Origin of the sequence: Candidatus Aeolococcus gillhamiae, assembly GCF_016464765.1 — a bacterium.
In the GTDB taxonomy this organism is placed as follows: Bacteria; Chloroflexota; Dormibacteria; order Aeolococcales; family Aeolococcaceae; genus Aeolococcus; species Aeolococcus gillhamiae.
This window is the reverse complement of the sequence record NZ_JAEKNS010000078.1, coordinates 1-26,523: the sequence shown is the minus strand read 5'-3', so window position 1 is coordinate 26,523 and position 26,523 is coordinate 1. Positions and strand designations below refer to the sequence as shown.

27 protein-coding genes are annotated in these 26,523 nt (G+C 69.2%); 13 read left to right on the top strand and 14 right to left on the bottom strand.

Going from position 1 to position 26,523, the window contains the following annotated elements; genetic code table 11:
• Positions 1-128: 128 nt before the first annotated feature.
• From JF886_RS07650 to JF886_RS07630, 5 genes are all read right to left on the bottom strand, one after another.
• Positions 129-1,373 carry an acyl-CoA dehydrogenase family protein gene (locus JF886_RS07650; RefSeq protein WP_337311166.1) on the bottom strand — a complete coding sequence of 415 codons (1,245 nt, stop codon included), beginning with the start codon at positions 1,371-1,373 and terminating at the stop codon, positions 129-131.
• Between the two features lie 4 nt (positions 1,374-1,377).
• Positions 1,378-1,815, bottom strand: a complete 438-nt coding sequence (locus tag JF886_RS07645; RefSeq protein WP_337311165.1) for a MaoC family dehydratase — start codon at positions 1,813-1,815, stop codon at positions 1,378-1,380.
• A complete protein-coding gene (locus JF886_RS07640) occupies positions 1,812-2,213 on the bottom strand; it encodes an FAS1-like dehydratase domain-containing protein (RefSeq protein ID WP_337311163.1) in 402 nt (133 codons plus the stop codon). Before JF886_RS07640 ends, JF886_RS07645 begins: the two co-directional genes overlap by 4 nt.
• Before the next feature lie 167 nt (positions 2,214-2,380).
• The gene (locus tag JF886_RS07635) at positions 2,381-3,385 is read right to left on the bottom strand and encodes an asparaginase (protein WP_337311161.1); all 1,005 of its coding nucleotides are present in this window, start codon (positions 3,383-3,385) and stop codon (positions 2,381-2,383) included.
• Between the two features lie 40 nt (positions 3,386-3,425).
• The gene (locus JF886_RS07630; protein WP_337311159.1) at positions 3,426-3,620 is read right to left on the bottom strand and encodes a hypothetical protein; all 195 of its coding nucleotides are present in this window, start codon (positions 3,618-3,620) and stop codon (positions 3,426-3,428) included.
• Positions 3,621-4,189: 569 nt separating this feature from the next.
• Between JF886_RS07630 and JF886_RS07625 the strand changes: the two genes are divergently transcribed.
• Positions 4,190-4,981, top strand: coding sequence for a CHAP domain-containing protein (locus JF886_RS07625; RefSeq protein ID WP_337311157.1), 792 nt, complete (start codon positions 4,190-4,192; stop codon positions 4,979-4,981).
• A gap of 359 nt (positions 4,982-5,340) precedes the next feature.
• On the opposite strand, the gene JF886_RS07620 is transcribed toward JF886_RS07625, so the two are convergent.
• From JF886_RS07620 to JF886_RS07605, 4 genes are all read right to left on the bottom strand, one after another.
• Positions 5,341-6,039 (bottom strand): response regulator, encoded by a 699-nt coding sequence (locus JF886_RS07620; RefSeq protein ID WP_337311155.1) that lies wholly within the window; start codon positions 6,037-6,039, stop codon positions 5,341-5,343.
• Positions 6,036-7,694 (bottom strand): hybrid sensor histidine kinase/response regulator, encoded by a 1,659-nt coding sequence (locus JF886_RS07615; protein ID WP_337311153.1) that lies wholly within the window; start codon positions 7,692-7,694, stop codon positions 6,036-6,038. Before JF886_RS07615 ends, JF886_RS07620 begins: the two co-directional genes overlap by 4 nt.
• Positions 7,695-7,870: 176 nt before the next feature.
• Complete coding sequence (locus JF886_RS07610; RefSeq protein ID WP_337311150.1) at positions 7,871-8,842, bottom strand: electron transfer flavoprotein subunit alpha/FixB family protein; 972 nt, start codon at positions 8,840-8,842, stop codon at positions 7,871-7,873.
• Complete coding sequence (locus tag JF886_RS07605) at positions 8,842-9,612, bottom strand: electron transfer flavoprotein subunit beta/FixA family protein (protein WP_337311148.1); 771 nt, start codon at positions 9,610-9,612, stop codon at positions 8,842-8,844. The genes JF886_RS07610 and JF886_RS07605 overlap by 1 nt, the downstream gene beginning before the upstream one ends.
• Positions 9,613-9,792: 180 nt before the next feature.
• Between JF886_RS07605 and JF886_RS07600 the strand changes: the two genes are divergently transcribed.
• The 3 genes from JF886_RS07600 to JF886_RS07590 are packed head-to-tail and all read left to right on the top strand — an operon-like array spanning position 9,793 to position 11,795.
• Positions 9,793-10,383 (top strand): hypothetical protein, encoded by a 591-nt coding sequence (locus JF886_RS07600; protein ID WP_337311146.1) that lies wholly within the window; start codon positions 9,793-9,795, stop codon positions 10,381-10,383.
• Between the two features lie 51 nt (positions 10,384-10,434).
• Positions 10,435-10,911 carry a peptidylprolyl isomerase gene (locus JF886_RS07595; protein ID WP_337311144.1) on the top strand — a complete coding sequence of 159 codons (477 nt, stop codon included), beginning with the start codon at positions 10,435-10,437 and terminating at the stop codon, positions 10,909-10,911.
• A gap of 5 nt (positions 10,912-10,916) precedes the next feature.
• The gene (locus JF886_RS07590) at positions 10,917-11,795 is read left to right on the top strand and encodes a PIG-L family deacetylase (RefSeq protein WP_337311142.1); all 879 of its coding nucleotides are present in this window, start codon (positions 10,917-10,919) and stop codon (positions 11,793-11,795) included.
• Positions 11,796-11,812: 17 nt separating this feature from the next.
• Here JF886_RS07590 and JF886_RS07585 read toward each other — a convergent pair whose 3' ends face one another.
• Positions 11,813-14,296 (bottom strand): DUF8189 domain-containing protein, encoded by a 2,484-nt coding sequence (locus JF886_RS07585; protein WP_337311140.1) that lies wholly within the window; start codon positions 14,294-14,296, stop codon positions 11,813-11,815.
• A 163-nt stretch (positions 14,297-14,459) separates the two neighbouring features.
• Between JF886_RS07585 and JF886_RS07580 the strand changes: the two genes are divergently transcribed.
• Positions 14,460-14,678 (top strand): CapA family protein, encoded by a 219-nt coding sequence (locus JF886_RS07580; protein WP_502711410.1) that lies wholly within the window; start codon positions 14,460-14,462, stop codon positions 14,676-14,678.
• A 3-nt stretch (positions 14,679-14,681) separates the two neighbouring features.
• On the opposite strand, the gene JF886_RS07575 is transcribed toward JF886_RS07580, so the two are convergent.
• Both JF886_RS07575 and JF886_RS07570 read right to left on the bottom strand, forming a co-directional pair.
• Complete coding sequence (locus JF886_RS07575) at positions 14,682-15,854, bottom strand: acetyl-CoA C-acetyltransferase (RefSeq protein ID WP_337311137.1); 1,173 nt, start codon at positions 15,852-15,854, stop codon at positions 14,682-14,684.
• A 17-nt stretch (positions 15,855-15,871) separates the two neighbouring features.
• Positions 15,872-16,816 carry a PfkB family carbohydrate kinase gene (locus JF886_RS07570; protein ID WP_337311135.1) on the bottom strand — a complete coding sequence of 315 codons (945 nt, stop codon included), beginning with the start codon at positions 16,814-16,816 and terminating at the stop codon, positions 15,872-15,874.
• A gap of 74 nt (positions 16,817-16,890) precedes the next feature.
• Here JF886_RS07570 and JF886_RS07565 point away from each other — a divergent pair, with 74 nt between their 5' ends.
• Genes JF886_RS07565 through JF886_RS07545 form a run of 5 tightly spaced genes read left to right on the top strand, consistent with a single transcriptional unit; the run spans position 16,891 to position 23,019 of the window.
• A complete protein-coding gene (locus JF886_RS07565) occupies positions 16,891-18,696 on the top strand; it encodes a DUF6909 family protein (RefSeq protein ID WP_337311133.1) in 1,806 nt (601 codons plus the stop codon).
• Positions 18,693-19,607, top strand: a complete 915-nt coding sequence (locus tag JF886_RS07560; RefSeq protein ID WP_337311131.1) for a hypothetical protein — start codon at positions 18,693-18,695, stop codon at positions 19,605-19,607. Before JF886_RS07565 ends, JF886_RS07560 begins: the two co-directional genes overlap by 4 nt.
• 22 nt (positions 19,608-19,629) lie before the next feature.
• On the top strand, positions 19,630-21,540 hold the full coding sequence (locus tag JF886_RS07555) for an ABC-F family ATP-binding cassette domain-containing protein (RefSeq protein WP_337311130.1): 1,911 nt from the start codon (positions 19,630-19,632) through the stop codon (positions 21,538-21,540).
• A gap of 22 nt (positions 21,541-21,562) precedes the next feature.
• A complete protein-coding gene (hpt, locus tag JF886_RS07550; RefSeq protein WP_337311128.1) occupies positions 21,563-22,105 on the top strand; it encodes a hypoxanthine phosphoribosyltransferase in 543 nt (180 codons plus the stop codon).
• Complete coding sequence (locus tag JF886_RS07545) at positions 22,102-23,019, top strand: DMT family transporter (protein ID WP_337311126.1); 918 nt, start codon at positions 22,102-22,104, stop codon at positions 23,017-23,019. Before hpt ends, JF886_RS07545 begins: the two co-directional genes overlap by 4 nt.
• Here the strand turns inward: JF886_RS07545 and JF886_RS07540 are convergent.
• The gene (locus tag JF886_RS07540; protein ID WP_337311124.1) at positions 23,000-23,833 is read right to left on the bottom strand and encodes a hypothetical protein; all 834 of its coding nucleotides are present in this window, start codon (positions 23,831-23,833) and stop codon (positions 23,000-23,002) included. The two genes, JF886_RS07545 and JF886_RS07540, sit on opposite strands and share 20 nt — an antisense overlap.
• A 156-nt stretch (positions 23,834-23,989) precedes the next feature.
• Between JF886_RS07540 and JF886_RS07535 the strand changes: the two genes are divergently transcribed.
• The gene (locus tag JF886_RS07535; protein ID WP_337311122.1) at positions 23,990-24,163 is read left to right on the top strand and encodes a hypothetical protein; all 174 of its coding nucleotides are present in this window, start codon (positions 23,990-23,992) and stop codon (positions 24,161-24,163) included.
• A 22-nt stretch (positions 24,164-24,185) separates the two neighbouring features.
• On the opposite strand, the gene JF886_RS07530 is transcribed toward JF886_RS07535, so the two are convergent.
• Complete coding sequence (locus JF886_RS07530) at positions 24,186-24,509, bottom strand: rhodanese-like domain-containing protein (protein WP_337311120.1); 324 nt, start codon at positions 24,507-24,509, stop codon at positions 24,186-24,188.
• A gap of 56 nt (positions 24,510-24,565) precedes the next feature.
• Between JF886_RS07530 and JF886_RS07525 the strand changes: the two genes are divergently transcribed.
• Both JF886_RS07525 and JF886_RS07520 read left to right on the top strand, forming a co-directional pair.
• A complete protein-coding gene (locus tag JF886_RS07525) occupies positions 24,566-25,840 on the top strand; it encodes a Glu/Leu/Phe/Val family dehydrogenase (RefSeq protein ID WP_337311118.1) in 1,275 nt (424 codons plus the stop codon).
• Positions 25,824-26,523, top strand: a 700-nt coding sequence (locus JF886_RS07520) for a protein kinase domain-containing protein (protein ID WP_502711409.1), incomplete at its 3' end; no start/stop codon positions are given. The genes JF886_RS07525 and JF886_RS07520, both read left to right, overlap by 17 nt.

Genomic DNA, 26,523 nt, shown 5'->3' with positions numbered 1-26,523 from the left:
ACCAGCGCGTCAGCGCCGCTCAATAAAGACCGTCAGCGCAGGCGACTTCACGTCGTCGGAGCGGACACCGCTGAAGGGGGGTGATCGAGGGGGGAACGAAGTTCCCCCTTCGACTTGTTCCCCTTCGCTTAACTAGCAACCGCCTCGACGGCGAGCGGGTCCTCCTTGATGACCCGCGGACGCGCGGCCAGCGCCTTGCGCTCCCCGAGGATGAGGCGGCTGATCACCAGGCGCTGGATCTCTGCGGTACCTTCCCAGATCTGGTAGATCTTGGCGTCGCGCATGAAGCGCTCCACGGGGTACTCCTTGACGTAGCCGTAGCCGCCCAGCACCTGGACGGCGTCCACGGTCACCCGCATGGCGACGTCGCCGGCCATCAGCTTGGCCATGGACCCCTCGCCGCGCGCGAAGGGGATGCCGTTCTGGGCCATCCATGCGGCACGCAGTGTGAGCAACCAGGCGGCGTCGATCTCGGTGGCCATGTCGGCGAGCTTGAAGGCGATCGCCTCGTGGCGCGCGATCGGCTTGCCGAAGGCGTGGCGCTCGAGCGAGTAGTCACGAGCGAACTCGTAGGCGGCGCGGGCGATGCCCACGGCGCCGGCGGCCACTAGCGGGCGGGTTGCCTCCAGCATGAGCAGCGCGCCGATAGCGCCCGGACCGGTGGCGTTGCCCTCCTTGTCAAAGCCGAGCCGCGCCTCCTCGGGGACGAAACAGTCCTCGAAGATGACCTGGGCGGTGTGCGAGGCGCGCACCCCGAGCTTCGACTCCTTGCGCCCCTGGCGCATCCCCGGGGTGTCCTTCTCGATGACGAACCCGGCGATGGCGGCGGCGCCGGCCGACTTGTCGGTGGTGACGAACGCCACCATGATGTCGGCGATCCCGCCGTTGGTACAGAACTGCTTGGTGCCGTTGAGCAGGAAGCCTCCGTCGACCTTGGTCGCGGTCGTCTCCAGTGCCATCGAGTCGGAGCCGCTGTTCGGCTCGGTGAGCCCCATTGCTCCGATGCGCAGCTCCTTGGGATCACAGAACTGGCTGATGTACTTCTGCTTCTGCTCCTCGGTGCCCATCGCCAGGATCGCCGCACCGCACAGGCCGGTGGCGTTGATGGAGACACCGATACCGGCGTCGCCCCAGGCCAGTTGCTCGGTCAGGATCAGCGAACTCATCAGGTCGATCCCACCGCCGCCGTACTGCTCCGGGAATCCGCTGGCGGCGTCAAGCCCGAGGTCGTGCGCCTTGTGCATCACTGCCCAGGGCGTCTCCTCCTTCTCGTCGTACTCGGCGGCAACCGGGCGCATCTCGTTGACCGCGAACTCGTAGGCGAGCTTGCGGATCTCCTCCTGTTCCTGGGTGAAACTGAAGTCGAACCCCATCGTCTTAACCCCTCTCGCGTGGAAGCCGGACGGTCGCCCGGCCATTGGTGAGTACGCGTTCGCCGCTGCTCGAGACTGCCTCGACGTCCAGGGTGGCGGTCCCCTCTGCGTCATCGATCTGCACCACACGCCCCGTGCACGTGACGGTCTCGCCGGGGAGCAGTGGCTTGGAGAACCGGCAGGCGACGGAGGCCACCTGCTCGTACCCGCCGGCCCAGCGCGCCACCGCCTCGGTCAGGATGGCCATGTCGAGCAGCCCGTGCGCGATGGTCCCCGGGAGGCCGACGGAGCGGGCGAAGTCCGGGTCGACGTGGATGGGGTTGTGGTCCCCGGAGGCGTCTGCGTACGCGCTGATCTGGTCCTGCGTGACCGTGCGGCTGAGCGGAGCCATCTCATCGCCCACGGCGACCGAGCTCAGCATGGCTGTGCCGGCGTCACTCATCGAATGATCATCAGGGAGCGGCCCCGACACACCGTCTCGCCATCCTGCCTGCGCGCCTCGTGCTCGATGCCGAGAAAGGTCATGCCTCGTTTCTCCTCGACGGATGCGATGACGGCGGTGGCGTCGACCACATCGCCGGCGCGCACCGGGGTGGGCCACTCGAAGGACTGCTCGCCGTGGACGAGGCCGGCGAGGTTCACTCCGACCTCGGCGTCGCTGAAAAGCTGGTAGAGGGTGGGGAACAAGCAGTAGAAGGCGGCGTACGTCGGGGGCACGGTCCCGGGCGAGAGGACCTCGCCCGAACCCGCGATGGCCCTCGCGAAGGCGTCGGCTGCGCCCGCGTCCACGAGCTGGCCACCGGCCTCATAGCGGCGGCCAACGTGGCTCTGATCAGGCATGCGGAGCCTCCTCGAAGCTGTCGTCGAGTGTCACGTCGTGACCATGCATCGTGGCGGTCAACGCGTCAAGCCAACCCGAAATTGACATCGGCGTCAACATTTCTTGGTCACTATAGCACCGAGGGATGCCGCCGTCCCGCATGGCCAGGATTCCCTGTCCCGCGGCGTCAGCGGGCCAGCGATTCGGCCCAGCCGGGCTCCGCGGTGATCGCCCCAACGTCGGCTCCGGCCCAGTTGCGCACCGGCGGTTGTGCGAAGCCGGCCAGCCGGGGATCGGCCGCCTCGGCCTCGCTCAACCAGCCCAGGTGTTGGAGCGCGGCGAGGGCGACCGCGGACATGGCGAACTGGTCGCCCCCCTCGAGCTTGATGGCGAGGCCGGGACCGGCCGGGCGACGAGCTGCGACCCACACTCCGGCCGCCCCGCCTTTGACGGTGAGGCGGCTCCCCGCCACGGAGAGGATCGCGGTGTCGAACCGGCCGCGTCCGGCCACCATGTGGGGATGGGTCGCCATCGCATCCTGGCAGCGCCGGAACGCCGGTTCCGCCGCGGCGGCGCCGAACATGCGGGCGAGCGCCGCGAGCGGGAGGCCATGGGTGGGGAGACCGCAGCCGTCGATTCCCACGGGGGCGCTGTCCACGTCGACTCCGGCCAGGCCGGTCATGATCGCCCGGATCTCGGCCTGGAGGGGATGGTCGAAGTCCGTGTAGTCGGCAACGCGCCAGCCGCGTGCCACGCAGACCGCGAGCATGCCGGCGTGCTTCCCCGAACAGTTGTTGGTGATCGCCGCCGCCCGTCCGCCCGCTGCCAGAATGTCCTCCGCGGATGGGTCGTCCATGGGCAGCTGCGGCCCGCACAGGAGGGCGTCATCGTCCAGGCCTGCTCGCCCCAGGAGCCGGCGCACCACCGCCACGTGGACCGGCTCGCCGCCGTGCGAGGCGCAGGCGACGGCCACCTCCTCGTCGGTGAGCGCCAACTGGTCGCCGGAGCGCACCAGAGGCAGCGCCTGGACCGGCTTCGCGCAGCTCCGCAGCGTGGTCACGGTCTCGGGGTCGCCCGCGGCAGCGAGGATCTCGCCAGCACTGCCGACCACCGCGACATGTCCGCGGATCACCGCCTCCAGGGCTGTCCCGCGGCAGATGGTCGCGAGGTGGGCCGGGGGAGAGACGGGCACGGCCGGCAAGTGTTACAGGCCGGTCCAGCTCAGCGGACGGTCAGATGAGCCCCACCATGGCGGTCTGGCGGTGGAAGCGCACCCGGCAGCGCTGACACCTGAAGACCAGGCGGAGCCCCAGCCGGCCGATCACCCCAGCCTCACGGTCGAGGCAGTTGGGGCAGATCGCGTGCTCTTCGGCGAACTCGGTGGGTACATCCTTCAGCGGCAGCTCAACTGGCTTGTACTTCCTCATGGGTGCGCATGGTAGCACTTTATGCGACAGTGTCAATATCAGTTTTCACCCCAATCGAGGAGTGGGAGCGAGGGAACGGCCGGAACTCGCCGAGCAGCCGTCTCCGGCGCCGCTCGGTGGGCTTGTCGGGGTCGGCGTCCTGAAGACCTCGCAGTGGAGGCTGCGCGCATCGCCCATGGCGGCGCGCACGAACACTGCGGTCAAGCTGGCCGGGGGCACGGCGACGAAGGCGCCGAGGAACCCGCCGAGCTCGATGCCGGCGAAGAGGCAAGGATCGTCAGTAGCGGGTGCAGCCGGACGAATCGGGCCTGGATGCGCGGGGCCAGCAGGTACCCCTCGATGATGTGGATGGCGAGGTTGCTCTTTTGACTGTGGGCATCAGCCTTTGTTAGCCTCCGGCGCGGCCTGATCGCAGGGGGAGCGATCGACGACGTCCCGTGGGGCGATCCGACCTGGAGGGGGAGACCATCCGCGGTAACCGACATCGACTCGTCAGGCATGCGTGGGTGCTGCTCGCGGCAGGCCTCCTGCCCGTGCTGGCCCCACGTCCCTCCTCCCCTACGGCAGCGGTGCTCACGCCGCCTGCCGCCAGCGGCGACATCATCCTCAGCGCCGTCATCCAGAGCCCGGCAGTCGTCCCCCCGATCGCGGCTCGGCCCGCTCAGACCGTGGTGGTTTCGAGAGGCGAAACCGTCGAATCGCTGGCGCTGCACGATCACTCCGACGCGGCCGCGATCCGCTGGGCCAACGGGCTCGGCACCGGCGCACAGCCGGCGCCCGGGACCGCCCTGCTGATCCCCCCAAGCGCCGCCGCCCTGGTCCAGGTGCTGCCTAGCGAGCGACCGAGCCACTTCGCCAAGCGGCTGGGTCTCGATCCCCGGGTCATCCTCGATTACAACGCGCTGACCAAGGACACCCCGCGTCCCGTCGGAAGCTACCTGCAGATCCCGTTGAGCGCCGCCCCCTCGGGCGCGCTGGTGGGCCGGTACTTCGCGCGCGCCAGCGACGGGGTGCCATCCGTGCCCGAGGCGCACGCGGCGGTGGCGGACGGCTTCCCGTACGGCCAATGCACGTACTACGCGGCGTCGCGGCGCACCGTCACGTGGGCCGGCAATGCGGGCTGGTGGTTCGGCGCGGCCAACGGCATCCGTCCCGAGGGACACGTCGCCGTCGCCGGCGCCATCGTCGTCTTTCACACCGGCTGGTTCGGCCACGTTGGGTATGTGGAGAGCGTCAACCCCGACGGCAGCTTCGTCGTCTCCGAGATGAACTACTACGGGGACGGCGGAGGCTGGGGACGCGTGGACCACCGCACCATCGCGCGCACCGATTTCTGGAGCGTCACCGGGTTCATCTACTAGCCGGGAAGCGGCGCTTTCGGGAACAAGGCGCAAGGGTGTCCTGCTGGGCTTCGTGGCCGTTTGCGTCGCTGCGAACTCGCCACTGGCGAGTTCTTCGCTCCTTCGGCCCCTGCAGATTCAGCTGGACACCCTTGCGCCTTGTTCCCAAAGGTCCCTTTGCGGTTCAGTCCATCCCGGTTGACGGACCAAAACCCGGACCGGCGGCGATGGGCGTTGGTTGCCACTGTTCGCGTATCGACGGACGGTTTTTCTCTTGGCTTGGACGTACCAGCCCGCAGTGCCTCCGGTTGCGGCTTTGGCCGGGTCGCGGGTTGGGTAGCGCGGGACGGCAACACCGTCACGCGCCGCCCCGCCCTCAATTACCCGGAGAAGCGGTAGCCGATCCCGGGCACGGAGTGGATGTACGTCGGCTTCTCTGCGTCCGGTTCGATCTTGCGGCGCAACCGATAGACGTGGGCGTCGACGGTGCGGGTTTCGATCTCCACCTCGTAGCCCCACACGCGGCGGAGCAGCTCGCCGCGGCTCATCACCTGGCCGGGTCGCGAGGCGAGCAGCGCGAGAAGGTTGAACTCGGTGAGGGTGAGCATCACCTCGTCGCCGTCACGGAAGGCCTGCCGGCGGCCGAGGTCGATGGTCAGGCCGGGGAACTCGAAGCGGTCGCGCGGTTGCTCCTGCGAGGAGATCTCGCTGCGACGGAGGTGGGCACCGATGCGCGCCATCAGCTCGCGCACCTCGAAGGGCTTGGTCACGTAGTCGTCGGCGCCCAACTCGAGGCCGACCACAACGTCGATGGTGTCGGCCTTGGCGGTGAGCATGATGATTGGCACCCGCGCGCCCTCGGAGCGCAGCCGTCGACAGACGTCCAGCCCGCTCATTCCCGGCAGGTTGATGTCGAGGATGATCAGGTCGGGGTTCTGCTCGCGCGCGGCGGCCAACCCGTCGACGCCGTTTGCCGCCTCGAGAAGGGTGTGGTTCTGCGCGCTGCACGCGAGCCGGACCACCTCGCGGCTGGGGGCGTCGTCCTCGACGATGAGGATGGTCTTTCCGGCTCCGGTCATGAGGCTTCGGTCTCCAGGTACGTGGCGATCCTCTGCACGAAGTTCGCCACCTCGATTGGCTTAGAGATGTAACCCGAGCAACCGGCGGCGAGTGCCTCCTGCTCGTTTCCCTTCATGGCATTGGCGGTGAGCGCGACAACTGGGACTGACGAGGTCTTGGGGTCGGACTTGAGCATGCGGGTTACGGTCAGGCCATCGATGCCCGGCAGCTCGATGTCCATCAGCACGAGATCGTAGGTGGAACTCCGGGCCTTGTGCAGACCCTCGTTGCCGTCGACGGCGATGTCCACCTCGAAGCCGTTGCCGGTGAGCACCATTGTGGCCAGCTCGCGGTTGCTGCGGTTGTCCTCGACCAGGAGGATTCGGTTGTGGTGGCTGCCGTTGGGGGCCTGCAGCCCGCCGAGCGGGATGCGGAACATGAACACCGATCCCGACCCGGGCTCGCTCTCGAGCTCCATCCTGCCTCCGTGCAGCTCGACGATGCGCCGCGTCAGCGACAGGCCGAGCCCGGTGCCCTCGACCTGGCGCGTGGTGGCGCTGTCGACCTGGTAGAACTCATTGAAGATCCGCTCATGGTGCTCGCGCGGGATGCCGACACCGGTGTCCCCCACCTCGAGGCAGAGCGTGTCCTCCCCCTCCGCTCGAGCCTTGACCCACACCCGCCCACCCTGGGCGGTGAACTTGATGGCATTGCTGAGCAGGTTGTAGAGCACCTGCTTGAACTTGCTCTTGTCGGCGCGCACCAGGAGGTCCTCGGGGACGACGTCGATGGAGAGATCGATATCGCGACGCTCGCTCAGCGAGCGAATCACGTTGTGAACTTCGCGGACGGCGTTGTTGACGAAAAAGTCGTCGTAGCTCAGCTCCATCCGACCGGCCTCGATCTTGCTGAGATCGAGCACGTCGTTGACCAGCTCGAGAAGATGCTTGCCGGAGGTGTGGATATTTTCCAGGCACTCGTGGCGCTGCTCCTCTTCGAGCGCCACGAGGTTGTCCTTGAGGATCTCGCTGAACCCGAGGATGGCGTTCAGCGGAGTGCGCAGCTCGTGGCTCATGTTGGCCAGGAACTCGCTCTTCAGTCGCGAGATCTCGTTGATCTGCGCGTAGCTGCGCTCCAACTCGCGCTTCTGCTCGGCGATCTGGGCGAGCTGCACGGTCTGGCGCGCGTGCAGGCGGGCGTTGTCGATGGAGATAGCCGCCTGGTTGGCGATGACCTGCATGAGGGCCTGCTCGACCGTGGTGAACGGCCTCACCTCGCGCCGCGCCATGGTGAGCGCGCCGACCAGCCGCTGCGGCGACTGCAGTGGCATGACCAGGCAGCTGCGCGGCGCGTGCGCCATGGGCAGGTTCTTGAAGCGACTGTCCTTGGTGGCGTCGGCCACGGACACCACCTTGCGGCGCTGTGATGCCCATCCCACGATCCCCTCGCCGAGCTCGAACGTGGCCACCTGGGCGACCGACTCGGTGAACGGGAAAGTGGCGATGGCGCTCAGGCTCTTGCCGTCGTCGTCGAGCAGGAAGACGGTGGCGGCGTCGCAGGCCACCAGGTCGGAGGCGGCCTTCAACATGAAGTCGATGGTCTCTTTCAGCTCCAGGCTGGAGGTGAAGAGATTGCCGACCTGCCCAAGCAGGTCGACAATGACCTTGTCGTCCATGGCCGGCCGAGTATAAGGGCGGCTGCGCCTCAGCAGACCACTTTCGCGCATTTCGGCAGTCACCAACAATGCGCTGTTCCCCCTGTTCATCCGCCTGCGCAGGCGACTTCACGTCGCCGGAGCTGACACCGCTCAGCTGGGCGGTGCCCGAGGGGGGAACGCAGTTCCCCTTCGCCCTACTTGCGGGCTTTGATCTCTTCGATGACCTGGGGCAGGATCTTGAGCGCGTCGCCCACCACCCCGAGGTCGGCAAGCTTGAAGATCGGGGCATCGCCGTCGCGGTTGATGGCGATGATCGTCTTGGCGCTCTTCATCCCCACCGTGTGCTGCATCGCGCCGCTGATGCCGACGGCGATGTAGACGGTGGGCTTGACCGTCTTGCCGGTCTGGCCAACCTGCATCGAGTACGGCACCCAACCGGCGTCGACCACCGCGCGGCTGGCTCCGACGGCACCACCGATCAGCGCGGCGAGCTGCTCGAGCAATTCGAAGTTCTTGGGGTCGCCGAGACCGCGCCCGCCGCTGATGACGACCGGCGCCTCCTCGAGCTTGGGTCCGGACGCCGCCTCCTCGCGGCGCTCGACGACCTTGACAGCGCGATGCTGTTCGGCGATGTCTGTGGCGATGGGCGTGACCGTGGCGGGACTCCCGCCACCGCTCTCGGCGGCGAACGACTTCGGCCTGATCAACGCCAGGGCGGGCTTCTTGCCCTCGAAGGCGGTGGTCACGTCCTGGGTGGCGCCGAAGATCGAGGACTGCACCGACACCTCGCCGTCGGCGGAGACATCGAGCCCGTTCGCGATCACGGGTACGTCCAGCTTGGCCGCCAGCCTCCCGGCGACGTCGCGACCGAGGTAGGTCGACGCGATCAGAATGAGATCGGGCTTCTGGTCGGCGGCCAGCGCAGCGATCGCATCAGCAGTGGGGCCGCCGGGAAGCAGCTCGCCATACGCCGCATCCGTGCCGGCGTGAAGCGTGGTCGCCCCGTATTCGCCGAGCACCGCGGCGGTCTCCTCGGCCTGCGAAGAGAGCGCCACCGCCTCGACCGTGCCGCCCAGGGAGCGGGCCTTGGTCAGCAGCTCCAGGACTGCGGCGACGGGCTTACCGTCGACGATCTCAGCGAAGACCCATGTCGTGGCAACCGCCATCAGATCACCTTCCTCTCGGCGAGGAAGTCGACGATCCGCTTGGCCGCCTCGCCGTCGTCCTGGATGATCTCTCCGGCCGCGCGCTGCGCGGCGGCGCTGACGTTGGTGACCTTCTGGCCTGCGGAGGCGCCGCCCAGCCCGTCGAGGCCGAGGTCTGCGACTGTCGGGCGGTCCAGCGGCTTCTGCTTGGCGCCCATGATCCCCTTGAGGGAGGGATAGCGCGGTTCGTTGACGCCGGCGGTGACGCTGATGACCACCGGCAGCTTGGCCTCGACGACCTCGATGCCGGTCTCCGTCTGGCGCTCGACCCGCAGCGTGTCGCCCTCGTACACCACCGACTTGGCGAACGTCACCGCGGGGATGTCGAGCAGCCCGGCCAGCATCTGCGGGACCACCCCGGTGTAGCCGTCCGTCGATTCGGTGGCGGTGATGACGACGTCGAACTCTTGCTTGCGGATCGCCGCGGCGAGGACCTTGGCGGTGGTCATGGCGTCGGATCCGGCCAGGGCGTCGTCGGTGATGAGCACTCCCTTGGCGGCACCCATGGCCAGCGCCTTGCGGACGGCGTCGACGCCGCGGTCGGGCCCCATGCTGACCACGGTCACCTCGCCACCGTGCTTCTCCGCCAACTGCAGGCCAGCCTCGACACCGAACTCGTCGCCGGGGTCGAGGACCAGCTCCCCATCGCGCTTGAGCGTATGGGTCCCTGGATCGAGCTGACCGGGCGAGTTCGGATCCGGCACCTGCTTGACGCAGACGACGACGTTCATTCGTGCTCCTGCAATCGCGGGGCGGTGGCCGCCGGTGACTCTACCCGACCGTTTCCACGGCCGGCGGGTCGGCGCACGGCGCGCCACGGTGTGGTGACTTCTCAGGGATGTTTCAGGGCCGGCGGGCCGGACGGGGCCGAGAATGTGCCCAGGTCATCCGCCCCACGAGAGAAGCGAACCATGTTGAGACGAGTCCGCACCGCCGCCCACAGGGTCGGCCGCCATGCATTCCCTGCCGCCGCCGCGACCGTGATCGTCCTCGGCGCGGCCGGGGGAGGCATCGGCTACGCCGTGGCCAGCCGGCACAGCACCGCCGCACCGGTGTCGTCGACCTCCGCCTCCACCGGCGCCACTACGCCGGTGGGAAGCGCCACGCCGAAGCACGCGACGCCGGCAATGCGCGGCGCCCAAGTCATCGAGCGCGTCCTCAGCCTGCTCGCCGCCCAGACCGGGCAAAGCGTCGCCTGGGTGCGCAGCCAGCTCGAGGCAGGCAAGTCCGTCAACGACATCGCCGGCGCCAAGGCCCCGGCCATCGAGAGCGCGATCCTCGCGCAGATCAACAAGCTGGCCGCTCGCGCGGTGAGCGCGGGCAGGATCACTGCCGCGCAGGAGACAGCCGGATTGGCCATGGCGAAGACGAAGGTCGAGGCGCTGATGGCCGAGCCAGGGACCCAGCTGCTCAAGGACGCGCAGAAGTTCCTGCAGTTCCTGCAGACACATGGCGCCGCTCGCCACTTGGCGGTCACCCCGACGCCAACGCCGGCGGCCTGAGGCCTCTCCGCGCCGGGCTCGCCGGCGGCGCCTGCTCGGTACACTGCGGCGATGCCCAAGTCCTACACGCACGCCGAGCAGGTCATCGAACCGTCCAAGAAGTACACGGCGACGATCGCCACGGATAAGGGCGACATCGTGATGTCGCTCGACCCCTCGCGCGCGCGCAACAGCGTCAACAACTTCGTGTTCCTGGCCCGTGAGGGTTTCTACGACGGTCTCACCTTCCATCGCGTCGTCGACGACTTCGTCATCCAGGCCGGATGTCCGGAGGGCTCCGGCCGTGGCGGTCCGGGCTACAGGTTCGAGGATGAGCCTGTGCAGGGCGAGTACATCGCCGGCGCGGTGGCCTGCGCCAACTCCGGTCCGAACACCAACGGGTCGCAGTTCTTCATCTGCACCGTCGACGACAGACACAAGCTCGCCAAGGCGTACAACCTCTTCGGCCAGGTGGTCAAGGGCATGGAGGTGGTCGGCGAGATCCGCCAGGGCGACGTGATGCGCACCGTGTCAGTGACCGAGGAATAACCGCGATGACTGAGCAGCTGCGCCTGTTGTCCGTGCACGCCCACGCGGACGACGAGTCAATCACCATGGGCGGGCTGCTCGCGGTCTCGCATGACCGCGGCGTGCGCACCGTCAACATCTGCTGCACCGACGGCAAGCTCGCCACGATCGTTGCCGAGGACATGCCCGAGGAGACGACGCGACCACACCTCGCGAAGATTCGCCAGCAGGAGCTGCGCGACGCCTGCGCGATCCTCGGCGTCGACGAGGTCCACTTTCTCGGCTACGGGGATTCAGGCATGTGGGGTGCGGACACCAACCAGCTCCCCGACGCGTTCTGGAAGGCGGACATCAACGAGGCGGTGGGGCGGATGGTCGAGCACATCCGGCGTCTCCGTCCCCACGTGGTGGTCACGTATGACGGGGTCGGCGGCTACGGTCATCCCGACCACATCCAGGCTCACCGCGTCACCCTGCTGGCCGTCGAGGCCGCCCACATGAAGTCGCTGTACCCACACGCAGGAGAGCCGTGGCGCGTGCCCAAGCTGTACTACACGTCGATCCCTGTGTCATTCCTGCGCAAAGCGTCCGATTTCGCCAAGGCGGCGGGGATGGAGCCGCCCTTCGGCGTCGAGAACCCCGAGGACCTGCCCTTCGTCACCCCGGATGAATGGATCACCACGACCATCGACGTTCGCAAGGGCATCCGCCGCAAGCGTGAGGCGATGATCGCGCACCACAGCCAGATCGGACCCGACTGGCCGCTGCTCGCCATCCCCGAGGCCGTGAACATCGAACACTTCGGCGAGGAGTCATTCCAGCTGGTCATCTCGCGTGTCCCCGTGAGCCTCCCCGAGACGGATCTCTTCGCCGGCCTCAGCGTCGAGGAAGCAGTCCTGGTCTGAGCCCTCCGCGGGCCGGGTCAGGAGAGCGAGCCGATCCCGCTGACGTCGGTCGGCGTCGACCATGCGCCGCCCCACCACGACTCGGTGAGATGGCCATTCGGGCTTCGCCAGAACACCAACTGGTCACTGCCCGCCAGGACTGCGCTGGGGGCCGAGCCGAGTTGGGCGCGGACATTGCTGCCGACGGCCCAGTCAATCGGCGCGCTGCGAGCACCGCCCCACCACGTCTCCCACAGGTGCCCGTTGGTGCCCTGCCAGAAGATCAGCTGGTTGCCCGTCGGGGTCACCACGACGCTGGGCGAGGATCCCAAAAGCGCGCCGGCACTCCACGCCGTGGACCAGTCGGAGGGGCCGTTCCACGAACCCGCGTACCAAGCCTCCATGAGGTGCCCCGCTCCGTCCTGCCAGAAGACCAGCTGCTCGGCGCCGTCCGGGGTGACCACCGCGCTGGGGGCGGAGGCGAGCGTACCGGAACCCCAGCGGCTGGTCCAGTCGACAGGCCCGTTCCACGAGCCTGCGTACCAGGCCTCGTCGAGGTGACCGTCGGCGCCGCGCCAGAACACGGTCTGCTGGCGTCCGTCAGGCGAGACCCACACGCTCGGCGCCGAGCCGAGGAGGCCGGCGCCCCATCGCGCCGTCCAGTCGACCGGGCCATTCCAGCTGCCCGTGTACCAGGCCTCCCAGAAGTGGCCGTCCGTGCCCTGCCAGAACACCAGCTGCGTGCCCCCGTCGGGCGTGACCGCAACGCTCGGTGCCGACGCAAGCGCGGCGGAGCCCGGCCAGCGGCTGGTCAGGTCGATCGGCCCGTTCCATCTGCCGGTGTACCAGGCCTCGAGAAGGTGACCGTTGGTACCCCGCCAGAAGGTCAGCTGAGTGCTGCCGTCGGGCGTCAATGTCGCACCCGGCGCGCTGCCGAGCAGCCCGGTGTTTCCCCACACGGCGGACAGGTCGGCTGGACCGTTCCAGCGACCGTTCCACGTTGACGATGCCAGGTCACCGGCCCTGTTCTGCCAGTACACGACCAGGCTGCCTCCCGAGGTGACGGTCGCCGTCGGAGGCGTCGCGATGCTGCCCAGCGAATCCCAGTCGGCCGGACCGTTCCAGGTGCCGTTGTACCAGGCCTCCCAAACGTGGTTGTCGGTGCCCTTCCAGAAGACGGACTGATCGCCATTGGCGGCGACCACGACCGACGGTGCCGAGCCGACGGATCCCTGACCTCCCCAGCCCTTGCTGACGTCGGTCGGGCCGTTCCAGCCGTTGCCGTACCAGGCCTCCCAGAGGTGCCCGTTGGTGCTCTGCCAATACACGAACTGGAGGCCGCCGGCGTTGATCGCCACGGCGGGCGCCGAGGTGAGTGGACCAGCACCGCGCCAGCCGGTCGAGATGGCCGCCGGCCCGTACCAGGTCCCCGCGGCGAACCACGCTTCCATGAGGCTTCCGCCTGCACCTTGCCAGAACACCATCTGGTCACCGCCAGGAGCGATGGCGGCACTCGGGGCGGATTGGAGCACTTGAGCGCTCGTCCATCCTGTTGAAAGATCGGCCGGCGTCGACCACCCATTGCTGTACACGGATTGCCACAGGTGACCCCCGGCCCCGCGCCAGTACACGGTCTGCCTGCCGTCAGGAGCGAAGACCGCGCTCGGGGCAGAGGTCAGCGGCGCCGCTCCCTTCCAGATCGCGGTGAGGTCCGTGGGGCCGTACCAGGTGGTGCCGACCGCCCACGCCTCGCGCAGGTGGTTGTCGGTGCCCTGCCAGAAGAGGTTCTGCTGTCCGCCCGACGAGGACGCGCTCAGCTTGCTGCCGCCGCTGCCTGGCATCACCGGGTTGTGCAGCCAGCCAATCACCGGGGTGTACCCGTTGGCGGTGACTGTGGTGCCGTTGAGCCCGAACGTATCCGTGCCGCTGGCGGTGCCGTTCTCCTGCACGATGGTGAGGCTGGTCGAACCGACCGCGGTGACCACCGCGACGTGGCCGTTGGCGTCGTAGTAGCTGCCCAGCCAGCCGGGGCCGAAGATGAGCAGGTCTCCGCGCTGCGGGGGGATGCCGCCACCCTGGTTGAACTGCTGCAGGGGCACAGGAAGCGCCGGCCCCGCCTGCCACATCTGCGCCGCGCTGCCGTTGGCGCCGCCGTAGCCGTCCCAGACGGCGGGCTCGCCCCAGGCGTAATACGCGTAGCGCTGGGCCAGCTCGGTGCATTGGAACTCAGGGCCGAAGGTGCACCCGTTGGGGGCACCGCAGCCGGCGTCGTCGAAGGAACTGCCGTTGCCGTAGACGGTGAGGTTCTGACAGCGCGACACCCACGTGGCCCACGAGCAGCCGTCGATGAGTGGCGACCCGTATGTACCCGTGCTCGATTGGCTGGCGGCGACGGAGAGCATTCCCGGCTTGGCGGCGAGCGCCGGCGCCGGGGAGCTGGCGGAGGCGCCGAAACCACCTGCCGTCAGGAACACGGTGACGACGACGAGCCCGGTCAACACGCGGCGCAGGCCGCGCGTCATCGATTGGAGATCCGTTGCTCAACCACCACAACACAAGGCATGCTTTCATGCGAGCCCGGACGGGGCCGTCGCGCCCGGGCAACGGATCAGTGGCTCAATGCCACAACGCAACACGCCCGCCACGTAGCTGGCGCGCAGCGCAATCGAGGCCGGGGCCGACTTCGTGGTCGGCTCGCACCCGCATGTAATCCAGCCGTTCGAGACCTACGCGGGCCGGCCCATCGTGCACAGCCTCGGCAATTTCGTCTTCGACGAGATGCTGTCCGATGACGTGCGTCGCGGTGAGGTGCTCACGCTGACAGTGCAGGGAAAGCAGCTGATCGACTGGAAGCTCCGCCAGTCGTACATCGTGGGCAACAGCGGCCAGCCGCGCTGGGTGTGAGCCTCAGACCCTCTCGACGACCATGGCGATCCCCTGGCCGCCGCCGATGCACATGCCCGCCACACCGATGGTGGCGTCGCGCTGCTGCATGGCGTGGAGCAGCGTGACCATGATGCGCGTGCCACTGGCCCCGATGGGATGTCCGATGGCGATGGCCCCGCCGTTGACGTTGAGCTTCTCGTCGGACACGCCCAGCTCCCTTCCGACCGCCACCGACTGCGCCGCGAACGCCTCGTTCAGCTCGAAGAGGTCGATGTCTCCCACCGACAGCCCGGCACGCTGAAGGGCCGCCCGCACCGCGGGGACAGGGCCCATGCCCATCACCCGGGGCGGCACGCCGGCGCTGGCGTAGGCGCGGATGCGCCCCAGCGGGGTGCGGCCTTCGGCGCGCGCCCGCGACTCGCTCATCACCACTACCGCCGCCCCGCCATCGTTGATGCCGCTGGCGTTGCCGGCGGTGACGCTGCCCTCCTTGTCGAAGGCGGGGCGCAGAGCGGAGAGCGCCTCGGCCGTCATCCCCGCGCGCGGATGCTCGTCGACGTCGACGTCGACGGTCTCCTTGCGCCTGGTGACCGGCACAGCGACGATCTCGTCGCGGAAACGACCGGCGGCGATGGCTTCCTGTGCCTTCTGCTGCGACGCGGCCGCGAAGGCGTCCTGGTCCTCGCGAGTCACCTCGTACTCGCGGGCGACGTTCTCGGCGGTGGTGCCCATGTGGCAGTGTTCGAATGCGCACCAAAGCCCGTCGCGGATCATCTCGTCGACGAGTTGGCCGTCGCCCAGCCGGTAGCCGTAACGGGCGCTCTCGACGAGATACGGAGCCCGGGACATGTTCTCCATGCCGCCGGCAAGGATCACCTCGCTGTCCCCGGCGCGGATCGCCTGGGCCGCCAGCGCGATGGTCTTCAACCCGGATCCGCAGACCTTGTTGACGGTCATCGATGGCGTGCTCTCGACGAGGCCGGCGGCGAGCGCCGCCTGCCGCGCGGGGTTCTGGCCGAGGCCGGCGGAGAGCACATTGCCCATGAGCACCTCGTCCACGGCGTCGATCCCGGCGCGGCGCAGCGCCTCCTGACCGGCCACCGCGCCGAGCTGCGGCGCCGGGACGTCGACGAATGCACCTCCCATGGTGCCGACCGGGGTGCGAACCGCGCTGACGATGACTGCGTTTTCCATGTCGACGACTGTAACGATCAGGGGGCGAGGAGCTTCTCGCCGAATGCCTCCGCGTATCGGGTTGCGAAGTCGTCCCATGTGTACGTGTGGCTCTGCGGCCCCTGCTGCTCGATGACGTAGGTGGCGGCGAGCGCGCCCATCCGCCCCGCCACCGCCGCCGGGCGTCCGGCGCGCAGGCCGGCGAGGAGCCCCGCGATGTACGCGTCCCCGGCGCCGGTGGGGTCGACCACGCTTGCCGCCGCTGCAACCGGGACGTGGTGCACGGTGCCGTCGATATAGAGCTCGCTGCCCTGGCCGCCGCGGGTTCGGGCGACGACCGCGCCCCCCGCAGCGAGCGCTGCGACGTCACGCCCGGTGCGGCGGTGGATGACCTCGAGCTCGTAGTCGTTGCCGACCACCATCCAGGCAGCGTCGAGCCCCGCGGTCAGGGTCTGCTCGGTGAGCGAGCTGAGCTGCTGAGCGGGCGCAAATACGAGCCGGGCACCCATCCGCGTGGCCTGCTCGACGTGCAGCGCCATGCCGTCCGGGGCGTCCGGGGCCACGACCACGTGCTCGACGTCGGACAGGGCCTCGAGGTTGACCCCGGCGGCCCGTGCCATCGCCCCCGGGAAGAAGGCGGTGATCTGGTTGTCGTCGAGGTCGGTGGTGATGAAGGCGGTGGCCGTGCCGATGTCGTCACAGAGGAGCGCCCGTGAGCTGTCCACGCCAACCCTGCTGAGTGCGGCGCCGTATTCCGCGAAGTCATTGCCGACGGCGGCGCAGAGCAGCGGTCGTTCACCTAGCAGGGCCAGGGTGTAGGCGATGTTGGCCGCCGTCCCGCCGCGACGCTTATCGATCCGGTCGATCAGGAACGAGACGTTGAGGATGTGCGCCTGGTCGCTGAGGATGTGATCAGCGAAGCGGCCGCCGAACACCATGATGGTGTCGTAGGCCACCGAGCCGGTGACGGCGATTGATCCCATGGCGGGGGCAAGCATAGGTGCGGGCCAGAGAGGCCGGAGGGCTGGCCGGGCCCGGCGCGCGGGAGAATGGGCGCATGGCGCTGCCCGGACCTCGACCGACCGCCGCCGCCCTCTCGGGGCCGATGTCGACCGAGCACGCTCCTGACGACGCCGCCCTCGCGGATGCGGTGGAGGTGTACCGGCGGACCTACACGACCGTGCTGCGGAGCTCGGGCGAGACGCGCCTGCGGGTCCTCGAGGCCTCCCACCGGGCGATGCGCAGCAGCCTCCACGCGCTCGCCGACTCGCCCGAGCTCGACCTCGGTGCCTTCCTGTACGCCGTCCGGCGGCTTCCGGAGGCGATCTTCGGCACTGAGCTGGTGGTCATGGGCCAGTCTGCCGAGATCTTCGCCCGCCGCGGCTTCGGCTCTTTCGAGTCGCAGACCGAGATCGGCGCTCCCGGACGGCGGCGGCGCTGGTACGACGACGGCCGGGGCACGCTGTCGGTGCTGATCGCCTCGGCCTCGGACGTCGACGACCTGGTCCCCACTCTGGTCGCCTTCCAGATCGAGTGGAACAAGCTGCACGCTGCGCTGCACGGCAACGGCGACCCCGGGGCGACCCCAGCCGAGCTGGCGGCGGCCTGCGGCGGTTCGGAGGACGACTGGGCGCATCTCCACGAGGTATGGGGCCCTGCGTTCGCCACGCGGCTCGAGCAGCTGCGCCGGCGCCGGATCTCCCTGCGGATCCGCATGCTGGGTGGCACCCAGGTCGGCTACGCGCGGGTGACGCGCCGCTGGTGGCAGCAGGTCACCGGGCTGATGCGCTCCGAGGGTCTGCTCGACCGTCCCGTCTATTTCGTCAGCAGCAACTCGCACAGCCTCGGCAACCTGGTGACCGGGCTGGCGCGGCGCCGCCAGGACGAGCTGATCGCAGCTGTGGAGCGCGGCGGCCCCGACGAGCTGCGCGACGAGCTGCGCGCCTTCCGTGAAGGCCGTGCCGAGGGCAACTGGGACAACCTCCTGTACTACGCCGCGCGCATGTGGTTGCGCGGCGTGCTCAGCGACAGCGAACGTGCGGCAGTGCGCCGTGAGGAGCGCGAGGCAGGGGTGATCGCGGTGAACAGCCGCACCGCCCTCGACGTGGCCGCCCAGGTGATCGCGCTCGACCGGCTCGACCCTGCCGCGCTCGACGAGCGGCTCGGTCCCGTGCAGGCCGCGGCTCTCCGTGCCAGCCGTGCGGTGATCGTCAACGTCGACTATCCGCTGGGGTTGGCCGCGTACAACATCCTGCGCGAGGTCGCCGAGACAGCGGCCGAGCTGCGTGGTGTCTACGTCCTCGGCAAGGCCGCGACGCTGAACGCCGATGTCGGCGACGTGATGATCTCCGGCGTCATCCATGACGAGCACTCGGGCAGCACCTTCTGGCTCGACAACGCCTTCCGTGTCTCGGACATCGCCCCCTACCTGCGCTTCGGCAGCGGCCTCGACAACCAGCGCGCGGTCACGGTCAAGGGCACGTTCCTGCAGAACCGCGGCTACCTCGACTTCTATCACCGCGAAGCGTTCTCGGTGGTGGAGATGGAGGCCGGTCCGTACTGCTGCGCGATGTTCGAGATGAGCGAGGCGGCGCGGTATCCGATGGGAGAACCGGTCAACTTCTCGCGCCTGCCGGTGGATTTCGGGGTCATCCACTACGCATCCGACACGCCGTTCACACAGGCTCGCACACTGGGCGCGCGCGGCCTCTCGTACTTCGGCATGGACTCGACGTACGCCTCTTCGGTGGCCATACTGCGCCGCATCCTCCGCCTCGAGAGCGCGCTCGTGGAAGACAGCGAGCCGCTCGACGCGCCCGTGGTCGAGGACGGCGACGAGATGCCCGCAGAGGCGACCGTGTGAGGCACGGCTGGCTGCTGGTCCCGGTTGCGCTGCTGGCATCTTCTCCCCTCGCGAGCTGCGGTGGCACCGAGACATGCGCGGCGGCCGGTTGCACCGCGCCGGCGGCGCAACCGCTCAACGTGCAGCCCCAGAACAGCACGCTGCTGGTCGGCGTCAACCGCATCTCGATCGCGCTGCTCGACGGCCGGGCAACGCCGGTTACCGCCGCCAACGTCTCCGTCCAGATCGTCGCACCAGGTGGCGCGTCGATCGGCGTCCGTCCCCTCGAGGACATCGCGCCCGTCTACGGGGGCATTCCCGTGTATGTCGGCATCGCCACCTTTCCCAGCGCCGGCCAGTACAACTACGTGGTCACCGGCACCAGCTCGAGTGGCTCACCGGTCAGCGGCAACGCGTACGTCACGGTCGCCGCCAGGGGCCCTGAGCTGGCGGTGGGGATGTCGGTGCCGGCAATTGCACAGAAGGTGGTGACCGATGCCGGCGTGACCCTGTCCATGGTGGACAGTGGCGTGCCCCCCGACACCTGGCACGACGTGACCGTCGCCCATGCTCTCGCCGCGCACAGGCCCATGGTGCTGTACTTCGGAGAGCCCGGCTTCTGCCCCAGCAAGACGTGCGGACCAACGGTGGCGATCCTCAAGCAGCTCTGCACGCAGTACTGCGCTCAGCTCTCCTTCCAGCACATTGAGGACGACATCCCGCCCGGGCCTGCCTTCGTGCAGCCCAACGCACTGCCCAACAATCCCGCCTTCCTGGCGTTCGGTCTGCGCAGCGACCCGTGGGTGTATTTCGTCAACAGCAGCGGCGTGGTGACCGACCGGTTCGAGGGCCCGGTGACCCTCGATCAACTGACGGGCGCGGCGGCGGGCACGCTCGCCGGACACGTCCCGGCGGTCTCGCTCGGCGCCTGATGGCGTGAGCGTCACCTAGTCCATGCCGCTTCTCACGCTCGACAACGTCGCGGTCGCCTATGGCGCCGAGGTGATCGTCAGCGGGATCTCGCTGGGCATCGAGCCACGCGATCGTGTCGCTGTGGTCGGCGCCAACGGTGCCGGAAAGACGTCTGTGCTCGACGTCATCGGGGGCACGCTCGAACCCAGCGAGGGTGTCGTCGAGCGCGCGCGCAACGTGCGCATCGCACATCTGCCCCAGGACGCGCCGGACCCGGTGGGCGCGACGGTGCTCGACGAGGTCCTCGCCTCGCGCGAGGATCTGCGCGCCACGCACTCCGAGCTGAGCAGGCTCGAGGCGGCCATGGGTGCGAGCCCGGACGACCTCGACGCAGTGATGGCCCGCTACGGCGAGCTGCAGCACGCATACCAGGACGCTGGCGGCTACGACCTCGAGGCGCGGGCGCGCGAGGCTCTCGGCGGGCTCGGCATCGACGAGTCCCTCCAGGGTCGCGACCCACGACATCTCAGCGGCGGGCAGAAGCGCCGCGTCGAGCTGTCCAAGCTGCTGCTCGCCGATGCCGACCTGCTGCTCATCGACGAGCCGACCAACCACCTCGACCTGGCCTCGATCGAGTGGCTCGAGGACTTCATGGCCGAGGTGCGCGCGACATTCGTGCTCGTTTCACACGACCGGCGCTTCCTCGACCGCGTGTGCACCTCGGTGCTCGAGCTGGGTGGTGGCGTGGCCGCGGAGTACCCGGGCAACTACACGCAGTACGTCCGCCTGCGCGGGGAACGGCGCGCGCGACGTCAGAAGGAGTTCGAGTCACAGCAGGCGCACATCACCCACCAGGAGGAGTTCATCCGCAAGTACAAGGCGGGACAGCGCGCCAAGGAGGCACGCGGCCGGCAGAAGCAGCTCGACCGCATCGAGCGGGTGAGCGCACCGCCGCGCGACAGACGCCCACGACTGCGATTCGCGACAGCCCCCACCTCGCAGATCCTGCTCAAGACCAGCGAGCTGCAGGTGGGACGCGGATCCGCGCTCCTGCACATGGGGCCGCTGGGCATCGCCCCCGGGGAGCGCATCGCGGTGGTCGGCCCCAACGGCTCCGGCAAGTCGACCCTGCTGCACACCCTGGCCGGCGAGCTGCCCCCGGTCGAAGGCACCATCCGGCTCGGACCGCGCACCCATCGTCGCCTGTACCGCCAGGACCTCGGTCGCGACGACGGGGACGACGAGAAGACGAGCGCGTACTCCACCGACGACGCGCGCACCGTCATGGAGGACCTCCTTGCCGATCACCCGGTGGGCGCGGAACGGGCGCGTACCGTGCTCGGAGCTCTGCTGTTCAGCGGTGACGATGTGCACAAGATGGTCGGTGAGTTGAGTGGCGGGGAGCGCGCCCGACTGCTGCTCGGCAAGGTCGCGCTCGAGGAGACCAATCTGCTGCTCCTCGACGAGCCGACCAACCATCTCGACATCCCCGCCCAGGAGGTGCTCGAGCAGGCGTTGACCGGCTACGGCGGTGCGGTGGTGCTGGTCACCCACGACCGCGCGCTCATCGACGCCGTCGCCACCCGGACGTGGGCGATCGAGGACGGTGGCATCCGCGAGGTGCTGGGCGGGTACACGGAGCTGCTCCGCGTGCGCGACCTCGAGCGCCGCGAGCTCGAACGCGAGGCGCAGCATTCCGCCGCCGGCCGCGCCCCACGAACCCGCGGCTCCAGTGCCGGGGCGACGACGCCGGCGTCGCGGGACGTTCGCCGGCTCGAGGAGGAGATCGCCGCCATCGAATCCGATCTCAAGGTGGCACGCAACCGGTTGCTCGACCCCGACACCTTCGCGGACATCGAGACCGGCGCCGCGGCAGGCAGGGAACACGATCGATTGAACGGCGCGCTCGCCGAGCTGTACGAGCGTTGGGAGGCGCTGGCGAAGTCCGGCTGAGAGTGATTCCTACACTGTGGCCATGAGCACGCCGACCGCCGGTCTCGGCGAAACGCTGGTGGATGCGGCCTCGATCCAGCGCCGCATCGGTGAGCTCGCCGCCGAGATCGACACGCAGTACCAGGGCCTGGATCGCCCGGTGGTGCTGCTCTGCGTGCTCAAAGGAGCGTTGATCTTCACCGCCGACCTGGTGCGGCGACTCACCATTCCCGTGGAGATCGACTTCATGGCGGTTCGCTCGTATGGCGCCGGTACGCAGAGCAGCGGACGGCCCGCGTTGTCCGCCACCGCAGAGGTGCAGTTGCGTGGACGGGACGTGCTCATCGTCGAGGACATCATCGACAGCGGCCACACCGCCGCGCTGCTGCGCCGGTATCTCACCGAGCTCGGCGCCCGCTCCGTGCGCCTGGTGACCCTGCTCGACAAGACCGCGCGGCGCACACGACCGGTGCACGTCGACTGGCGCGGGTTCGACATCCCCGACCGCTTCGTGGTCGGCTACGGCCTCGACCACGATGAGCGGTATCGCAACCTCGCCGATGTGCGCGTCCTCGACAGCGCGTGATCGCACAGCGAGCCGCGCCGCTGGCGCTGGTCGGCGCGACGGTCGCCGTGTCGGTGTCGGCGATTCTCATCACCGAGGCGCGCACGGATGCGGCGACTGTCGTGTGGCTGCGCATGGCCTTGGCGGTTGGCCTGCTCGCGCCGTGGGCGGCTCCGCAGCTGCGCGCGCGCATGGTCGGCGGCTCGCGTCGCGACGCCGTGCTCACCGCGGTCGCCGGCCTGTTGCTCGCGGCCCACTTCCTGACCTGGACCGCGTCCCTCGCGTACACGTCGGTGGCCGCCAGCGTGCTGCTCGTCTCATTGCATCCGCTGATCGTCACCCCCCTGGGGGCGCGCCTGCACGGCGACGCTGTCAGCGGGCGCGTCATTGCCGGCATCGTCCTTGCGCTGGCCGGCACGGTGGTGACCTGCGCCGGCGCGTTCACCGCCGGGGGAAATGCACTAGGCGGTGATCTCCTGGCGCTCGCCGGCGGGATTGCGCTCGCCGGGTACCTGTTGATCGGCAGGAGCCGACGCCGGCGAAGCGGTGTGGCCGCGTACTCCGCGGCGGTGTACGCGGTCGTCAGCGCAGCGGCGGTCGGAGTCGCCGCGGCGTCCGGCACTCTTCATGCACCGAGCGTGCGCACCCTGATCGCCTGCCTCGGCCTCGCCGCGGTGTGCACCATCGGAGGCCACACGGTCTTCAACTGGACGCTGCGTCGGCTGCCGGCGAGCACGGTGTCACTCTCCTTCCTCGGCGAGCCGCCCCTTGCGGCACTGCTCGCCTTTCTCATCCTCGGTCAGCGCATCGGCCTCGCCACCATCGTGGGAGGCGCGTTGATCCTTGCCGGGCTCGGTGCCGCCGTGTCGACGTGGACCGAGGCGCGACTGGCCGCGGCCCCCGGCGGGATGCGGATCAGATCGCCACGCGGGTGACCAGGTAGACGAGGTGCGCCGGCACGAGGCCCATGACCACGCTGATGATCAGCACATAGAGCATCGCGGTGGCCGGCTGGTTGGCGCGGATCCGCGCGAAGTACAGGGTGAAAGCGTTGACGGCCGCGGTGAATAGCACGCCGGAACCGATCACCAGCAACCAGAAGAGGAACGCCTGGTCACCGGAGAGGAGGCGTTCCCGGCTGCCCCCCGCGCCGAGCAGGGCGGTGGCGATCACTGCGCACTCCACCGCGACCGCACCGAACACGGCGTAGATGGACAGACGCAGAGGGCGGAACGACATGTTCGGCGTCACCAGGTACCAGTGACCGAGCAGCATTCCGGCGAGCGCACTGCCGGCGAGCAGCGCAGCCGACAGGAATGCGAGCGTCGCCGCGCCGGCGCCTCCGAGCGCCGGGCCGATCGCCAGGGCGGCGGTGACAATCGTCACCACGCCGACCGCCACCGTCGCGGCGGTGACCACGCGCCGGGATATCTCGGTGCCGACCGCCGCGAAGACGGCGTCGCCGGCGAGCAGGGCTGCAAACGCGACGGCCCAGTGGACGAAGTTCGCCACCGAAGCGCTGTCGACGCGGGCGTGCAGCAACCCGCCGAGGTCAGAGCTGCCGGAGATCAGCAGCAGGTCGGCGCCCATGATCAGCGCGCAGATGGCCGCGGTCGTCCCCGCAAAACCGCGGCCCACCCTGCCCACCTGGTCCAGCGCCGCGCTCACTGCGACGGTTCCGACCGCCAGCTCGAGCAGGACCAGGAGCCCCGCCAGAGGAGCGAGGTCGGGCAGCGAGATGGGTGGCACCGCGCGATGGTACGCAGCGCGCTGACTGTGCCCGGGCCGACTGCGTTACGGTCCCGACCCATGAACGGGGCGCCGACCGATGGACCACGGGCCCCGGATCCGCCGCCGCCGGCTGATCGACCTGGCCAACCCCGGCCGTGGACGCCCGCGGCGGCCATGGAACCGGTGCCCCCACTCGCCCCACCGCCGGCACGCCCTGGTGCCGGCACGCCGGTCTTCCCCAGCGCCCGCGAGGCGAACCCCGGCGCGCGCTCTCACACTACGCTGGTCCTCGTGGCGTTGCTGCTGATCGGCACGGTCGCGGTGTTGGTCCTGGTGCTGCACCACTAACGGGCGGCCCTCGCCCGCAGAGTCAGCCCCCGCCCTCGACCTCGAGTCCAGCATCCTGCCACGCCTCGATGCCCCCGACCACGTTGATCGCCCGCGGCCGGCCGTGCTCGTGGAGAAACTCGACCGCCTTGCCGCTGCGTCCGCCGAGCCGGCAGTGCACGTAGACATCGCGGTCGTCGGGAATCTCGTCGAGACGCTGCGGCACCTCGGCAAGCGGGATCAGGACAGCGCCGGGAATGCGCAACTGTTCCCATTCCCACGGCTCGCGAACGTCGATGAGCACTGCCTCGCCGGAGCTCACTGCGTCGTGCGCCTGCTGCGGTGTCGCCTCACCCTTGGTGGCCATGGCGCGAGTATAGGGATCGTCTGTTCGCATCCATCTCGGGCTGGTAGGCTGGCTGCGTGACCGCGACCGCGCCGGCGCCCGCGCTCCCGGCCGATGACCCCTGGCTGAACGCGCAGCGGCAGTTCGACAACGCCGCGCAGATCCTCAACCTCTCCCCGGGCCTCCGTGCGGTCCTGCGTGAAGTGCGCAGGGAGTTGCTGGTGCGCTTCCCGGTGAAGATGGACAACGGTTCGCTGCGCGTGTTCGAGGGCTATCGCGTGCAGCACAACACCACCCGCGGTCCGGCCAAGGGTGGCATCCGCTTCCATCCCCAGACCAACCTCGAAGAGGTGAAGGCGCTCTCCATGTGGATGACGTGGAAGTGTGCCCTCATGAACATCCCCTACGGCGGCGCCAAGGGCGGTGTGGTGGTCGATCCCAAAGAGCTGAGTCACCGCGAGCTCGAGCGCCTCAGCCGTCGATTCGCCAGCGAGATCAGCATGCTGATCGGGCCCGACTCCGACATCCCGGCCCCCGACGTCAACACCAACGCCGAGGTGATGGCGTGGATGATGGACACCATCTCGATGGAGGCCGGCTACTCGATTCCCGCGGTGGTGACGGGCAAGCCGCTCGACATCGGCGGCAGTGAGGGGCGGCCCAGCGCCACCGGACGTGGTGTGACCATCACTGCGATCGAGATCTGCAAGCGGCTCGACCGCGATCCCAACGCCACCACTGTCGCAGTACAGGGCTTCGGCAACGTGGGCAGCGTCAGCGCCGAGCTCATGGCCGAGCGCGGTTTCCGCATCTGCGCGGTATCTGACGTTTCCGGCGGCGTCTACAACCCCATGGGACTCCACGTGCATGGACTGCTCAACCACCGCAGCGCCACCGGTGGCGTCGCCGGGTTCCCCGGCTCGCGCCCGGTCACCAACAGCGAGCTGCTCGAGCTGCCGGTTGACATCCTCGTGCCCGCGGCGCTGGAGAACCAGATCACCGCGCGCAACGCCGGGCGCATCCAGGCGTCGGTGATCATCGAGGGAGCCAACGGCCCGACCACCCCGGACGCCGACCTCATCCTCGAGCAGCGCGGTGTGGTGGTGGTTCCCGACATCCTCGCCAACGCCGGCGGCGTCACCGTCTCCTACTTCGAGTGGGTGCAGGACCTGCAGTCCTTCTTCTGGGAAGAGGGCGAGATCAACAAGCAGCTCGAGCGCATCCTGCGCCGCGCCTTTGCACAGATGTGCCAGCAGGCCGACCTCCACCACGTCTCGCTCCGGCTCGGCGCGTATCTCGTCGCGGTGAAGCGCGTCGCCGACGCCACCGCTGTCCGTGGTATCTACCCCTGATCCCCCCGGTTACGGCGGAGAGATCGCCGGACCGGAGGGGGGCGGCGACTACGAGGTCGGGGAGCCGATCCGCGAAGGCTGGGGCGGCACCATCAGCGACGGCCGCTACCGGCGCAGCGGTCTGCGCGTGACCGTTGAGAACGTCCGTCACGACCTGGCCGCCACCCAGGGGTTCATCCAACGACTCGGTGACATCGGTCGTGAAGCGGCGGTCGTGCGCGATCCCCACCTGCTGGCGGTGTACGACTTGGTCGACGACGGCGGTACCTTTCGGCTGATCGCGGAGTGGTGCGATGGCGCCGCGCTCGCCGCCGTGCTGCGCCGCGGCTCGATCGCCCCGGAACGGGCCATCGCCGCCGTCCACGACATCCTTGGCGGCCTCGCCGCCCTGCACGCCGGCGGCCTCTTCCACGGCCAGGTCGGCCCCGAGACGGTGGTGATCAACGGCGACGGGCAGGCGCGCCTGGCTGAGCTCGCCCTGTGCGCGGCCGCGGCTGCGCCGGGGTTTGGGCCGCAGACCGACGTCCGCGACGCCGCCCGCCTCGGGTTGCACCTGCTTCGCAAGGCGGGCTCGAGATTCGACGCCGTGCGCCGCCCGTTGGACGCAGCCGCCACCGGCGCAGGAGCGGTCGACGCGAGCCGGCTGCGCGACGAGCTGGACGCGGTCGCGACCACGCTGGGGG